Annotated in this window: 13 protein-coding genes; 8 read left to right on the forward strand and 5 right to left on the reverse strand. The window is 59.1% G+C overall.

Features of this window, described 5'->3' with window-relative positions:
• Positions 1-57 precede the first annotated feature (57 nt).
• Positions 58-1,092 carry a 2,3,4,5-tetrahydropyridine-2,6-dicarboxylate N-succinyltransferase gene (gene dapD, locus CLU80_RS19365; protein WP_093436607.1) on the reverse strand — a complete coding sequence of 345 codons (1,035 nt, stop codon included), beginning with the start codon at positions 1,090-1,092 and terminating at the stop codon, positions 58-60.
• A 32-nt stretch (positions 1,093-1,124) separates the two neighbouring features.
• The gene (locus CLU80_RS19370; protein WP_003222107.1) at positions 1,125-1,487 is read right to left on the reverse strand and encodes an ArsC family reductase; all 363 of its coding nucleotides are present in this window, start codon (positions 1,485-1,487) and stop codon (positions 1,125-1,127) included.
• A 293-nt stretch (positions 1,488-1,780) separates the two neighbouring features.
• On the opposite strand from CLU80_RS19370, the gene CLU80_RS19380 reads away from it, so the two are divergent.
• Positions 1,781-3,412, forward strand: a complete 1,632-nt coding sequence (locus CLU80_RS19380) for a Na+/H+ antiporter (RefSeq protein WP_099758124.1) — start codon at positions 1,781-1,783, stop codon at positions 3,410-3,412.
• A gap of 45 nt (positions 3,413-3,457) precedes the next feature.
• Here the strand turns inward: CLU80_RS19380 and dapC are convergent, their stop codons facing one another.
• Genes dapC through map form a run of 3 tightly spaced genes read right to left on the reverse strand, consistent with a single transcriptional unit; the run spans position 3,458 to position 8,227 of the window.
• Positions 3,458-4,657: a succinyldiaminopimelate transaminase gene (gene dapC, locus CLU80_RS19385; RefSeq protein ID WP_099758125.1), complete on the reverse strand. Its 1,200-nt coding sequence runs from the start codon at positions 4,655-4,657 to the stop codon at positions 3,458-3,460.
• A gap of 43 nt (positions 4,658-4,700) precedes the next feature.
• A complete protein-coding gene (locus tag CLU80_RS19390) occupies positions 4,701-7,403 on the reverse strand; it encodes a [protein-PII] uridylyltransferase (RefSeq protein WP_093436598.1) in 2,703 nt (900 codons plus the stop codon).
• Between the two features lie 41 nt (positions 7,404-7,444).
• On the reverse strand, positions 7,445-8,227 hold the full coding sequence (map, locus tag CLU80_RS19395; RefSeq protein WP_007908857.1) for a type I methionyl aminopeptidase: 783 nt from the start codon (positions 8,225-8,227) through the stop codon (positions 7,445-7,447).
• A 373-nt stretch (positions 8,228-8,600) separates the two neighbouring features.
• On the opposite strand from map, the gene rpsB reads away from it, so the two are divergent.
• The 7 genes from rpsB to ispC all read left to right on the forward strand — a co-directional run bounded on the left by rpsB (position 8,601) and on the right by ispC (position 14,665).
• Positions 8,601-9,338 (forward strand): 30S ribosomal protein S2, encoded by a 738-nt coding sequence (gene rpsB, locus CLU80_RS19400; RefSeq protein WP_003222119.1) that lies wholly within the window; start codon positions 8,601-8,603, stop codon positions 9,336-9,338.
• A 192-nt stretch (positions 9,339-9,530) separates the two neighbouring features.
• Positions 9,531-10,394, forward strand: a complete 864-nt coding sequence (tsf, locus tag CLU80_RS19405; protein WP_093436595.1) for a translation elongation factor Ts — start codon at positions 9,531-9,533, stop codon at positions 10,392-10,394.
• A gap of 210 nt (positions 10,395-10,604) precedes the next feature.
• Entirely contained in the window at positions 10,605-11,348 is a 744-nt protein-coding gene (gene pyrH / locus CLU80_RS19410; RefSeq protein ID WP_003222124.1) for a UMP kinase, read from the forward strand.
• Positions 11,345-11,902: a ribosome recycling factor gene (frr, locus tag CLU80_RS19415; protein ID WP_034156333.1), complete on the forward strand. Its 558-nt coding sequence runs from the start codon at positions 11,345-11,347 to the stop codon at positions 11,900-11,902. The genes pyrH and frr overlap by 4 nt, the downstream gene beginning before the upstream one ends.
• A gap of 14 nt (positions 11,903-11,916) precedes the next feature.
• Positions 11,917-12,672 carry a polyprenyl diphosphate synthase gene (gene uppS, locus CLU80_RS19420; protein WP_007908854.1) on the forward strand — a complete coding sequence of 252 codons (756 nt, stop codon included), beginning with the start codon at positions 11,917-11,919 and terminating at the stop codon, positions 12,670-12,672.
• A complete protein-coding gene (locus tag CLU80_RS19425) occupies positions 12,672-13,478 on the forward strand; it encodes a phosphatidate cytidylyltransferase (protein WP_093436592.1) in 807 nt (268 codons plus the stop codon). Before uppS ends, CLU80_RS19425 begins: the two co-directional genes overlap by 1 nt.
• Positions 13,475-14,665 carry a 1-deoxy-D-xylulose-5-phosphate reductoisomerase gene (ispC, locus tag CLU80_RS19430; RefSeq protein ID WP_099758126.1) on the forward strand — a complete coding sequence of 397 codons (1,191 nt, stop codon included), beginning with the start codon at positions 13,475-13,477 and terminating at the stop codon, positions 14,663-14,665. Before CLU80_RS19425 ends, ispC begins: the two co-directional genes overlap by 4 nt.
• Positions 14,666-14,704 lie beyond the last annotated feature (39 nt).

Consider the following 14,704-nt stretch of genomic DNA (forward strand, 5'->3'; position numbering starts at 1 on the left):
TGAGGACGCCAAAAGCTTCGCGAGCAGGCTCGCTCCCACAGGTTATCAATGTGCTGCTTAGTTGTGAGCGTGCAGCGCTTCGTTCAGTTCGATCGCCGATTTGTGGGTTTTGCACTCCACAGCACCGGTTTCCGAATTGCGACGGAACAGCAGGTCAGTCTGACCGGCCAGCTCACGCGCTTTCACAACTTTAACCAGATTGTTGTGCTCGTCCAGCAGGGCAACCTTGGTACCGGCCGTCACGTACAGGCCCGACTCAACGGTGTTGCGGTCGCCCAACGGAATACCGATACCGGCGTTGGCGCCGATCAGGCAGCCTTCGCCGACCTTGATCACGATGTTGCCGCCGCCCGACAGGGTGCCCATGGTCGAGCAACCGCCGCCCAGGTCCGAGCCCTTGCCGACGAATACGCCAGCGGAAACGCGGCCTTCGATCATGCCCGGGCCTTCGGTGCCGGCGTTGAAGTTGATGAAGCCTTCGTGCATCACGGTGGTGCCTTCGCCCACGTAAGCACCCAGACGCAGACGCGCGGCGTCAGCGATGCGCACGCCAGCCGGTACCACGTAGTCGGTCATTTTCGGGAACTTGTCCACCGAGAACACTTCCAGCAGCTCGCCACGCAGACGGGCCTCCAGTTGCATTTCCGCCAGTTCGCTCAGGTCGATGGCGCCTTGGCTGGTCCACGCTACGTTCGGCAGCAGCGGGAAGATCCCGGCCAGGCTCACGCCGTGCGGCTTGACCAGACGGTGCGACAGCAGATGCAGCTTGAGGTAAGCCTCAGGTGTCGAGGTCAGTTGCGCGTCTTCGGCCAGCAGGGTGGCGACCAGCGGCTTGTGGCTCTCGGCCAGACGGGTCAGCAGCTTGCCTTGTACGGCGTCGATGCCTTTCACGGCTTCAGCCAGTTGCGCAGCCTGCGCGGTGGTGAAGGTGATGGCCTGATTGCCTGCGGTGTAACCGAGGATCGGCGCAACGGCAGCGACCAGTTCGGCCGACGGATTGAGCAGTGGCTGGGCGTAGAACACTTCCAGCCAGGCGCCTTGACGGTTCTGAGTGCCGACACCAAAGGCGATGCTGAACAGGGAGTTGGACATGTGAATACCTCTAGCAATAAGTGACGGGCTGCTTATTTGAGTGCGGCCGCGTAGATGTCTGGCTTGAAGCCAATCAGGGTTCGGTCACCGAGATCGAGCACCGGGCGCTTGATCATCGAGGGTTGGGCGAGCATCAGTTCGATGGCTTTCGACTGGTCGAGATCGGCTTTGCGTTCGTCGTCGAGTTTGCGAAAGGTCGTGCCTGCGCGGTTCAACACCGTTTGCCAGCCGTGTTCGTCACACCATTGGGTCAGGTGTTCACGGTCGATGCCGGCGGTTTTGTAATCGTGAAAGTCGTAGCTGACAGCGTGTTCATCGAGCCAGGTGCGCGCCTTCTTCATGGTGTCGCAGGCTTTGATGCCGAAAAGGTGCAACGTTTTACTTGAAACGGTCAAGGAATCGCCCCCTTTACAGGTGCTGGAGAAAAATGGTGTCGGATTATGCCATGACCGAACCGGTTCGCGGCGCCTCAGGTCGATTTGGTAATGCAAAACCCTGTGGGAGCGAGCTTGCTCGCGAAGAGGCCCTGTCAGTCAATATCTCTGTTCGATGAACGACCGCATTCGCGAGCAGGCTCGCTCCCACAATGGGCGTTGTTCCAGGCTGCGACATAGGTGCAACGGTCAGACGCATCCTAAGCGGCTAATATGGCAGTTCAACGCTGTCGATTGTCTGAGATTTCCGCTATATGCAAACTGCTTACACCGTCCTGATCCTGCTGATGCTGGTTAGCGTTTCGCGTCTGGTCGGGCGGGTCATTCCGCTGCCTCTGCCACTGGTCCAGATTGCCGCCGGCGCCTTGCTCGCCTGGCCGACCCTGGGTCTGCATGTGGCGCTCGATCCCGAATTGTTCCTGTTTCTGTTCCTGCCGCCCTTGTTGTTTTCCGATGGCTGGCGCATGCCCAAGCGTGAGTTCTGGCAACTGCGCGGACCGATTCTGACGCTGGCCGTCGGGTTGGTGCTGTTCACCGTGGTCGGCGCCGGCTACTTCATTCATTGGTTGTTGCCGTCAATTCCGCTGCCGGTGGCCTTCGCCCTGGCGGCAGTGTTGTCGCCGACGGACGCCGTGGCGGTGTCGGCCATTTCGCAAAATCGCTTGCCGACCCCGTTGATGCATATATTGCAGGGCGAGGCGCTGATGAACGATGCCTCCGGTCTGGTGACGTTCAAGTTCGCCCTGGTGGCGGCCATCACAGGCGTGTTCTCGCTGACCAACGCCAGCCTGACTTTCGTCCTGGTGGCGCTCGGCGGGTTGGCGGTCGGTGTGGCCTTGAGCTGGCTGGTCGGGCGCTTGCGGGCGTGGATGATTGCCCGTGGCTGGGATGATCCGGCGACGCACGTGGTGTTCATGTTGTTGCTGCCGTTCGCGGCTTATGTGCTGGCCGAGCGTCTTGGCGTCTCGGGCATTCTCTCGGCCGTGGCGGCAGGGATGATGCAGAGCTGGCTTGATCTGTTGCCTCGGCAGACCAGCACCCGCTTGCTCAATCGCAGCGTCTGGTCGCTGCTGGAGTTCGCTTTCAACGGTTTGATTTTCCTCCTGCTCGGCCTGCAGTTGCCGGACATCATCAAAGCCGTGGTCAGTCACGAGCCGACGTTGTGGCCGACGTTGTTCTATCGCTGCCTCGATGTTGTGGCGATTTTTCTTGCGCTGGTGTTGTTGCGGTTTGTCTGGGTGCAGAGCATCTGGCGTTTATCGGTGCTGTTGCGACGCTTGCGCGGCAAGGGCGAGCTGACGCAAGTCCCGACCGCGCGCTCCTGCTGGCTGCTGACTGTCGGCGGTGTGCGCGGTGCAGTAACGCTGGCCGGCGTGATGTCGGTGCCGATGTTGATGGGGACGGACGCGTTTCCCGAGCGTGATCTGCTGATCTTCATCGCCGCCGGGGTGATTCTGCTGTCGCTGGTTTCGGCGTGTATCGCGCTGCCTCTGCTGTTGCGCGGTATCGAAAAAAGCCCGGACGACAAGCGGCGCCAGGAAGTGCGCGATGCCTGGCGCAAAACCGCGGAAGCGGCGATTCATGCGCTAGAGACAGAGGAAACCACTCCGCAGGACGCTGCTCAGGCCGCTTTGTCCGCCGAGTTGAAGGCGCGGATCATGTCCGAATATCGCCATCAACTGGATGTCTTCAACGATTCCGCCGAAGCGCAGGCCCTCGCGTATCAGATGGATTTACTCGAGCGGCGCATGCGCCTGAAAGCGCTCAGGGCACAGCGTCTGGAACTCTATAGCCTCAGTCGTCATCACCAGATAGGTGATGACGTCCTCAGAGAAGTGTTGGCCGATCTGGATTTGAGTGAGGCCAATCTGGGGAAGGTCAAATAACCCAGCAAGAGTCCGCACCAGATGGCTGGTGCGGACTCTTGATGATTACTGCTGGCGAGTGATGAAGGCGCGAATCCGTTCGGCGGCTTCGACGCATTCTGCCAGGGGGGCAACCAGCGCCATGCGTACACGGCCTGCGCCCGGGTTGACGCCATCGACATCACGGGACAGATACGAACCCGGCACCACGGTCACGTGCTCTTGCTCAAACAGGTCGCGGCAGAATGCGGCGTCATCACCTTGCACGTTCGGCCACAGATAGAAGCTGCCATCCGGACGCTGCACGTCCATCACCGGGCTGAGGATCTCCAGCACCGCATCGAATTTCTCGCGATACAGCGCACGGTTGGCGCGCACATGCACTTCGTCATTCCACGCGGCAACGCTGGCCAATTGCGTTTGTACCGGCATCGCGCAGCCGTGGTAGGTGCGATACAGCAGGAAGCCTTTGAGGATGTCGGCATCGCCGGCAACAAAGCCAGAGCGCAGGCCCGGCAGGTTGGAACGCTTGGAGAGGCTGTGGAATACCACGCAACGCTTGAAGTCCTTGCGACCCAGTTCGACACAAGCCGTCAGCAGGCCTGGCGGAGGGGTTTGTTCGTCGAAGTACAACTCGCTGTAGCACTCGTCGGCGGCGATCACGAAATCGTATTCGTCAGCCAGGGCGATCAGTTTTTTCAGGGTGTCGACCGGGATCAGTGCGCCGGTCGGGTTGCCCGGCGAGCAGAGGAACAGGATCTGGCAACGTTTCCAGATGTCCGGCGAAACGGCATCGAAATCCGGGTTGAAGCCGTTCTCGTCCAGGCACGGCAAGTAATGCGGCTTGGCCCCGGCGAGGAACGCGGCGCCTTCGTAGATCTGGTAGAACGGGTTCGGGCTGACCACCAACGCATCGTCGCCACGGTTGACCACGGTCTGGGTGAACGCGAACAGCGCTTCACGGGTGCCATTGACCGGCAACACGTTGCGCGCCGGATCGATCCAGCCGCTTGGTACGCCGAAACGACGCTCGCACCAGCCGGCAATGGCCTCGCGCAGGGCGGGGATACCGAGGGTGGTCGGGTAGACGGCCATCTGATCCAGACTGTTGGCCAGCGCTTCGGCGACAAAGCTTGGCGAGCGATATTTCGGTTCGCCGATCGACAGGGCGATCGGGCGTTTGTCCGGGTTCGGGGTCACGGTGCCGAGCAGGGCGCGGAGCTTTTCGAACGGGTACGGCTGGAGCTGGTTCAGAGCGTTGTTCATTGGGGCTGGGTCTCGTGCAAAGCCATTTGAATCCGGGGCGCCATCAAATACTGAGGCGCGACAGTTTGATATCGGGTTCCTGATTGACGCTCAGTTGCTCAACGATCGCATCCTGCAAACGGCTGCACAGCAACGGGTCGGACAAGGGCTGGTTGTGGGCGTCGGTGATGAAGAAGACGTCCTCCACGCGCTCGCCGAGGGTCGCAATCTTGGCGTTCTGTAGCGACAGGTCGAACTCGAGGAAAATCCCGCCGATCCGTGCCAGCAGGCCCGGGCGATCAGGGGCGGTCAATTCCAGCACGGTCACCGGACGCTGCGCATCGTTATGGATGGTGACCTGCGGCGCAAAGGCGAAATGCTTGAGCTGGCGCGGTACGCGGCGCTGGATGATCGTCGGGTAATCGTCCGGGTTGCGCAGGGCTTCGGTCAGGCCTTCGCGGATCTGCTTGACCCGTGCCGGGTTGTCGCCGATGGATTCGCCTTCGTTGTCGAGCACAATGTAGGTGTCGAGGGTGAACTGGCTGCTCGAGGTGATGACCCGGGCGTCGTGAATGTTCAGGTTGAGCTGATCCATCGCCGCCACGGTCACGGCGAAAAAATCATGCTGGTCCGGTGCATAAATGAAGATCTGCGTGCCACCCTCGAACTCGCGCTGGGTGGTTTCCTTGATCAGTACCAGCGGCCCGCCATCGACCGGTTGCTGCAGGATCGCATCGCTGTGCCAGGCCACGTCGCCGGCGGTGTGGCGCAGGAAATAGTCATCGCCCAATTGCGCCCACAGTTGCTCGACATCGTCCGGGTCGGTGCCACCACGCACCAGAATATCCAGCGCGGCGCTTTGGGTCTGGCGGATCTGCTCTTCGCGGTCCACCGGGTTTTCCAGGCCACGGCGCAAGGCGCGCTTGGTCTCGGTGTAGAGCTGGCGCAACAGGCTGGCGCGCCACGAGTTCCACAGTGTCGGGTTGGTCGCGTTGATGTCGGCCACGGTCAGCACGTAGAGATAGTCGAGGCGGGTTTCATCGCCAACGGCCAGGGCAAAGTCGTGAATCACTTGCGGGTCGGACAAGTCCTTGCGCTGCGCGGTGGTCGACATCACCAGATGGTTCTGCACCAGCCAGACAATCAGGCGGCTATCCCACACCGGCAACTGATGACGCTGGCAGAACGCCTCGGCATCGACTGCGCCGATCTCCGAGTGATCGCCATGCCGGCCTTTACCGATGTCGTGGTACAGGCCCGCCATGTAGATCAGTTCGGGCTTAGGCAGTTTGGCCATGAGTTTGGCGGCCAGCGGAAATTTCTCCGAGACCTGGGTGTACTGCAATTTGCGCAGGTGCTTGATCAGGTTAAGCGTGTGCGCATCGACCGTATAGATGTGGAACAGGTCGTGCTGCATCTGCCCGACGATAAAACCGAATTCGGGCAGATAACGCCCGAGAATGCCGTAACGGTTCATCCGGCGCAGGTTGCGGTGGATGCCGATCTTGCACTTGAACAGCTCGATGAACAGGCTGGTGTTACGAATATCGTTGCGGAAGTTGTCGTCGATCAGGTGACGGTTTTCCCGCAGCAGACGAATGGTATCGGCGCGCACACCTTTGATTTCCGGCTGCTGGGCCATCAGCACGAAGATCTCGAGCATGGCGAATGGCGTGCGGCGGAACACGTTGTCGTTGCGTGCCTCGATATAACCGTCGTGCAACTGGAAGCGTGAGTTGATCGGCTGCGGCGCAGCTTCGTCTTCCGGCGCGAGAATGACTTCCTCGAAGTGCTGGATGATCAGGTCGCTGAGCTGGGCAATGCTCATCACCACACGGAAATATTGCTGCATGAAGTTTTCGACGGCCTGTTTGGCGTCGTCGCCTTCAAAACCGAGCAATCCGGCGATGGTGCGTTGATGATCGAACAGCAAGCGGTCTTCTGAGCGGCCCGCCAGCATGTGCAGGGCGTAGCGCACTTTCCAGAGGAATTCCTGAGAGGAGGCGAGCAGGGCGTTTTCGCTTTCGACCAGGAAGCCTTCGCCGGCGAGGGCGCGCAGGTTCAGGGTGCCGTATTGACGCCGGGCCACCCACAGAATCGTCTGGATATCCCGCAGGCCACCGGGCGAGCCTTTGACGTTGGGTTCCAGGTTGTATTCGGTGTCGTTGTATTTGTGGTGACGGGCTTTTTGCTCGGCGCGCTTGGCCAGGAAGAACTCTTTGGCCGGCCACATGTGTGCGGTGCTGGTGACATCGAGCATGCGCTGACGCAGACGCTCGGGACCGCAGATGGTGCGGCTTTCCATCAGGTTGGTGACGACGGTCAGGTCAGCACGGGCCTCTTCGGCGCATTCGTCGACTGAGCGCACACTCTGACCGACTTCCAGGCCGATGTCCCACAGCAGCGTCAGAAAACGCTCGATGGAGTCGCGGAAAACTTCGTGGTCGGCGCTGTCCAGCAGGATCAGCAGATCGATATCGGAATAAGGGTGCAGCTCACCGCGACCGTAGCCGCCGACCGCGACCAGCGCGATGTCGGCGTCTTCGCTCCAGTTGAACTGCTCCCAGGCCTTTTGCAGGATGTTGTCGACGAACCAGGCGCGGTCTTCGATCAGGCGGCGGATGTCGCGGCCATTGCGAAAACGCGTGTCGAGCACCTCGCGAGCCTGGCGGATCGCCTTCTTGAACGCCGCGATAGGACTCGCTTTCAGGGCCAGTTCAGCCTGGAACTGGCCGCGGTCGAAGAGTTCGGGATCCACCTGCGGCATCGATTGGCTTTCCTTCTATAAGGCTGGGAGCGTTGTGTGGATCAGGCCGAGACGCGCGGGATGGTGTCATCGGCGCGCAGGGTGAAGATCTCGTAGCCGGTGTCGGTGACCAGCAGGGTGTGTTCCCACTGTGCCGAGAGCTTGCGATCCTTGGTGATCGCGGTCCAGCCGTCGCCCAGTACTTTGGTGTCGGCCTTGCCCTGGTTGATCATCGGCTCGATGGTGAAGGTCATGCCGGCCTTCAGTTCCATGCCGGTGCCCGCGCGGCCGTAGTGGAGGATCTGCGGCTCTTCGTGGAAGACCTTGCCGATGCCGTGACCGCAGAACTCGCGAACCACGGAGAAGCCGTTCTTCTCGGCGTGCTTCTGGATCACTTCGCCGATGTCGCCGAGGCGGCAGCCGGGTTTGACGATCTCGATCGCCTTGTACATGCATTCCTGGGTGATCTGCGACAGACGCTCGGCCCAGACCGGCACTTCGCCGACGTGGAACATGCGGCTGGTGTCGCCGTGGTAACCGTCCTTGATCACGGTGACGTCGATATTCAGGGTGTCACCGTTTTTCAGCGGCTTGTCGTTCGGGATGCCATGGCAGACCACATGGTTGATCGAGGTGCAGATCGACTTCGGGTAGCCCTTGTAGTTGAGCGGGGCAGGGATGGCTTGCTGCACGTTGACGATGTAGTCGTGGCAGATCTGGTTCAGCTCATCGGTGGTGACGCCCGGCTTGACATGTTCGGCAATCATTTCCAGCACGTCGGCGGCCAGTTTGCCGGCGACGCGCATGCCAGCGATGTCCTCGGGAGTTTTGAGGTTGACGGTCATACAGGCTCTCTCTGCGCTCGGCGGCGCTTGCTGATACGAATAGGGTGGCGAGTGTTCGATTGGCGACCCTGAAAAACGCGATTCTAACAGACGCACGGCGCAATTCAGCGCCCGCGTGCATCGCTTCTCTCTATACAATGGTGCGTTCGGGGCCGATTCCAAGGGGGCTGCGCCCATGTCCTTGGTGCGAATACAGATTCCGGGTTCCGTTTCTGCGCACCCTGTGGTATAAAATGCGCCGCTTTCCGGGGATACCCCGAAAAGCTTAAATCCACACACGTGTCGACACGATGACCTGGGTGCTTTTGGCTTTATGCCACTGGTTGGTCATTGGGATACGTGGAGGCCAAACCCGACTTATTAAGGAACTATCATGTCCCAAGTCAACATGCGCGATATGCTGAAGGCCGGTGTGCACTTCGGTCACCAAACCCGTTACTGGAATCCGAAAATGGGTAAGTACATTTTCGGCGCGCGTAACAAGATTCACATCATCAACCTTGAAAAAACCCTGCCAATGTTCAACGAAGCTCTGACTTTCGTAGAACGTCTGGCCCAGGGCAAAAACAAGATTCTGTTCGTCGGCACCAAGCGTTCCGCTGGCAAGATCGTTGCTGAAGAAGCAGCACGTTGCGGTTCGCCGTACGTCGATCACCGCTGGTTGGGCGGCATGCTGACCAACTTCAAAACCATTCGTGCTTCCATCAAGCGTCTGCGTGACCTTGAAGTTCAAGCCGAAGACGGTACTTTCGCCAAGCTGACCAAGAAAGAAGCGCTGATGCGCTCCCGTGACCTGGAAAAGCTGGATCGTTCGCTAGGCGGCATCAAGGACATGGGCGGTCTGCCAGACGCACTGTTCGTGATCGACGTTGACCACGAGCGCATCGCGATCACCGAAGCCAACAAGCTGGGCATCCCGGTAATCGGCGTTGTCGACACCAACAGCAGCCCGGAAGGCGTTGACTACATCATCCCAGGCAACGATGACGCAATCCGCGCTATCCAGCTGTACATGGGTTCGATGGCTGACGCAGTGATCCGTGGTCGCAACAATGTTGCTGGCGGCACTGTAGAATTCGCAGCTGAAGAAACTCAGGCTGCAGCTGAGTAATTAACGCCCTGGCGTTGACTCAGTAAGCAAAAAGGGGGCTTGGCCCCCTTTTTGCCACCTCGAAAACCATTTGTCGGCGGCGCAGCTACAGCTCCTGTAACGTGCAGCAGCTACAAGGTGGGGCTCGGGACGAATTGAACGCCCGTTCGATCGGGTGGAATGGTTGAAAACCTATCCAAGAGGAATTTGAAAATGGCAGCAATTACTGCAGCGTTGGTTAAAGAACTGCGCGAGCGTACCGGCGAAGGCATGATGGACTGCAAGAAAGCCCTGGAAAAGGCTGACGGCGACATCGAAAAAGCCATTGATGACATGCGTGCTTCGGGCGCGATCAAGGCTGCGAAAAAGGCTGGCAACGTTGCCGCTGAAGGCGCAATCGCAATCAAGGACGACGGTAAAGCTGCCGTTATCCTGGAAGTGAACTCGCAGACCGACTTCCTGGCCCTGCAAGACGACTTCAAAAACTTCGTTGCTGCCAGCGTTGAAAAAGCCTTCGCTGACAAGCTGACCGACGCTGCTCCGCTGATCGCTTCGCAAGAAGCTGCTCGTGAAGCACTGGTTGCCAAAGTAGGCGAGAACGTCAACATCCGTCGTCTGACCCGTATCGAAGGCGACGTTGTAGGTTCGTACCTGCACGGCAACAAGATCGGTGTTGTTGTGGCTCTGAAAGGCGGTGACGTCGAGCTGGCCAAAGACATCGCGATGCACGTTGCTGCCAGCAACCCTGAGTTCCTGCTGCCTTCGCAAGTTTCGGCTGAAGCGATCGAGCGTGAAAAAGCTGTGTTCCTGCAGTTGAACGAAGAGAAGATCAAAGGCAAGCCAGAAAACATTGTTGAGAACATGGTCAAAGGCCGTATCAGCAAGTTCCTGGCAGAAGCAAGCCTGGTTGAGCAGGCGTTCGTCAAGAACCCTGAAATCAAGGTTGGCGAGCTGGCCAAGAAAGGCGGCGCAGAAATCGTTTCCTTCACTTACTACAAAGTAGGCGAAGGCATCGAGAAGCCGGTCGACAACTTCGCTGAAGAAGTTGCTGCCCAGCTGGCTGCCGCCAAGCAATAAGACGGTTTTTCAACTGTCGCCCGAAAGAGGCTGCCCGCTTACGCGCGCAGCCTCTTTTCAGATGGGGTTGCCAATTTTTAATTGGTTTCCACTTGGAACTGACTTACAAAGCCATGTTCCGATGGCGCTGAAGCAGCGCCAAGCTAGAGTGAACGCCAGCTGTAAACAGCTCGCAAAGAATTTTTAAATACGCCGCAGGAGAGATTCGCAATGGCTCAGCAGGGCAGTGGTTATCAGGCTCGCTATAAACGCATTCTACTCAAGCTTAGCGGCGAGGCCCTGATGGGCTCGGAAGAGTTCGGGATCGATCCAAAAGTGCTGGATCGGATGGCGCTGGAAGTCGGCCAACTGGTCGGCATCGGCGTACAGGTCGGTCTGGTGATCGGTGGTGGCAACCTGTTCCGTGGCGAGGCGTTGAGCAAAGCCGGTATGGATCGGGTGACAGGTGACCACATGGGCATGCTGGCCACTGTGATGAACGCCCTGGCCATGCGCGACGCGCTGGAGCGTGCCAATATCTCGGCCATCGTGATGTCGGCCATTTCCATGGTGGGCGTGACCGATCACTATGATCGCCGCAAAGCCATGCGCCACCTGAACTCCAAAGACGTGGTGATTTTCGCGGCCGGTACCGGTAATCCGTTCTTCACCACGGATTCGGCAGCCTGCCTGCGTGCAATCGAAATCGATGCCGATGTCGTGCTCAAGGCGACCAAGGTCGATGGCGTCTACACCGCTGACCCGTTCAAAGACCCGCATGCCGAGAAGTTCGATCATCTGACTTATGATGAAGTACTGGATCGCAAGCTGGGTGTGATGGATCTGACCGCTATTTGCCTGTGCCGCGACCACAAGATGCCGCTGCGCGTATTCAACATGAACAAGCCCGGTGCCCTGCTGAACATCGTCCATGGCGGCGCTGAAGGCACCCTGATCGAGGAAGGTCAACAATGATCAACGAAATCAAAAAAGACGCTCAAGAGCGCATGCAGAAATCCCTGGACTCTCTGACCCACGCCTTTGGTCAGATTCGTACCGGCAAGGCTCACCCAAGCATTCTGGGTAGCGTGATGGTGCCGTACTACGGCGCAGACACCTCCATCACTCAAGTGGCGAACATCACCGTTAAGGACTCGCGTACCCTGCAAGTCGTTGCGTTCGAGCGCAACATGCTCGCCGCAGTCGACAAGGCAATCCAGAGCGCTGGCCTGAACCTCAACCCGACCAACCTGGGCGAGTTGTTGCTGATCTCCATGCCGGCCCTGACTGAAGAAACCCGCAAGGGCTTCACCAAGCAGGCGCGCAGTGCTGCCGAAGACGCGCGAGTTGCCGTGCGCAACATTCGTCGTGATGCCTTGGGTGAGCTGAAGAAGCTGGTCAAAGACAAAGAAATCAGCGAAGACGAAGAGCGTCGTGCTGCTGCCGATATTCAGAAAATCACCGACAAGGCTGAAGCTGATATCGACGCGGCTACCAAGCAAAAAGAAGCGGATCTGATGGCCGTATAAGGTTCGAGCTTTTAATGGACAAGACCAAGCAGACTGCGCCGTCCGCGGTGCCGCGCCATGTCGCGATCATCATGGATGGCAACAATCGCTGGGCGAAAAAACGCTTTATGCCGGGTGTCGCCGGGCATAAAGCGGGCGTGGATGCTGTGCGGGCCGTCATCGAGGTGTGCGCCGAGGCCAAGGTCGAGGTGCTCACCCTGTTCGCGTTTTCCAGTGAAAACTGGCAGCGCCCGGCCGATGAAGTCAGTGCCTTGATGGATCTGTTCTTCAAGGCATTGCGTCGTGAGGCCAAGCGCCTCAACGACAACAACATCAGCCTGCGCATCATCGGCGATCGTTCACGCTTTCATCCGGAGCTTCAGGCAGCAATGCGTGAAGCTGAAGCGATGACGGCCGGTGCCAACCGTTTCATCCTGCAGATCGCCGCCAATTATGGCGGTCAGTGGGATATTGCACAGGCTGCCCAGCGTCTGGCGCGTGAAGTCCAGGCCGGGCACCTGCGCCCGGAAGACATCACCCCGGATCTGTTGCAAACCTGTCTGGCGACCGGCGATCTGCCATTGCCGGACCTGTGCATCCGTACCGGTGGCGAACACCGCATCAGCAACTTCTTGCTGTGGCAACTGGCTTACGCCGAGTTGTACTTCTCCGACCTGTTCTGGCCGGACTTCAAACACGATGCCATGCGTAATGCGCTGGCCGATTTCGCTTCGCGCCAGCGTCGCTTCGGTAAAACGAGCGAACAGGTCGAAGCTGGAGCCCGGGTTTAATGCTTAAACAACGAATCATCACTGCGCTGATCCTGCTGCCGATCGCCTTGTGCGGTTTTTTCCTGCTCGAAGGTTCGGGTTTTGCCCTGTTCATCGGTCTGGTCGTGAGTCTGGGAGCCTGGGAATGGGCGCGTCTGGCGGGCTTTACCGCTCAATCGTTCCGCGTCGGGTATGCCGCGGTCGTCGCATTGATGTTGTTCGTCATGTATGTGCTGCCGGGCCTGGCACCTTGGGTGCTGGGGGCTTCGGTGCTCTGGTGGGCGGTGGCGACTTATCTGGTGCTGACATATCCGCGTTCCAGCGAGCATTGGTCCACGGCTGCCACCAAACTGGTCATTGGCTTGCTGATTCTGTTGCCGGCCTGGCAAGGTCTGGTGCAGATCAAGCAGTACCCGCTGGGTAACTGGCTGATCATGGCGGTGATGGTCTTGGTCTGGGGTGCCGATATTGGTGCTTACTTCTCCGGGCGCAAATTCGGCAAGCGCAAGCTCGCCCCGCAAGTCAGTCCGGGGAAAAGCTGGGAAGGCGTGTACGGTGGTCTGGTGCTGAGTCTGCTGATTACCGCCATTGTCGCGTTTGTCCGCGACTGGACCGTCGCCGAGTTGCTTAAAGGCTTGATTGGCGCTGCGCTGATCGTCTTCATCTCCGTGGTTGGCGATCTGACCGAAAGCATGTTCAAGCGTCAGTCCGGTATCAAGGACAGCAGTAATCTGCTGCCCGGTCATGGCGGCGTGCTTGATCGTATCGACAGTCTGACCGCGGCCATTCCGGTATTCGCCGTGCTGCTGTGGATGGCTGCACCGTGAGTCGCCCACAACAGATTACCGTTTTGGGTGCGACGGGCTCGATCGGCCTGAGCACACTCGATGTCATTGCCCGGCATCCTGAGCGTTATCAGGTTTTCGCGTTGAGTGGTTTCACGCGTTTGAGCGAGCTTTTCGCCTTGTGCGTGCGCCACGTGCCGCAATTCGCTGTGGTGCCCGAGGCAGCTGCCGCGCGCAGTTTGCAGGACGATTTGCGTGCCGCCGGTTTGCCGACCCGCGTATTGGTAGGGGAGGAGGGCCTGTGTCAGGTCGCTGCTGCTCCGGAAGTCGATGCGGTGATGGCAGCAATCGTGGGTGCAGCAGGGCTGCGTCCGACCTTGGCGGCAGTTGAAGCAGGCAAGAAGATTCTTCTGGCCAATAAAGAGGCGCTGGTGATGTCCGGCGCCTTGTTCATGCAAGCGGTGCGCAAGAGCGGTTCAGTGCTGCTGCCGATCGACAGCGAACACAACGCGATTTTCCAGTGCATGCCACCGGATTTTGCTCGTGGATTGAGCTCGGTCGGTGTCCGTCGGATTTTACTCACAGCCTCTGGTGGTCCGTTCCGACAGACGCCCATGAGTGAATTGGCGCATGTTTCACCTGATCAGGCGTGTGCGCACCCGAACTGGTCCATGGGGCGCAAGATTTCGGTCGATTCGGCCAGCATGATGAATAAAGGTCTTGAACTGATCGAGGCTTGTTGGTTGTTCGATGCAAAGCCTTCGCAGGTCGAGGTGGTGATTCACCCGCAGAGCGTGATTCACTCGCTGGTCGATTATGTCGACGGTTCGGTACTGGCGCAGTTGGGCAATCCCGATATGCGTACGCCGATTGCCAATGCCCTGGCCTGGCCGGAGCGCATTGATTCCGGTGTAGCACCACTGGATCTGTTCGCCGTCGCGCGTCTGGATTTCGAGGCGCCGGATGAAGAACGCTTCCCTTGCCTGCGTCTGGCGCGGCAAGCTGCCGAGGCTGGCGACAGCGCTCCGGCGATGCTCAATGCGGCCAATGAAGTGGCGGTGGCGGCGTTTCTCGACGGACGGGTCCGTTACCTGGAAATCGCGAGTATCATCGAGGAAGTCTTGAGCCTCGAGCCGGTTGTTGCATTGGCAGATCTCGATGCCGTGTTTACGGCTGATGCCAAGGCGCGAGTCCTGGCTGAGCAATGGTTGAAGCGTCACGCTCGATAAAATTTGCAACACAATGGCTACACGCGGCACTGAACAGGA

This window comes from Pseudomonas sp. 29 (assembly GCF_002754355.1).
GTDB lineage: Bacteria > Pseudomonadota > Gammaproteobacteria > Pseudomonadales > Pseudomonadaceae > Aquipseudomonas > Aquipseudomonas neuropathica.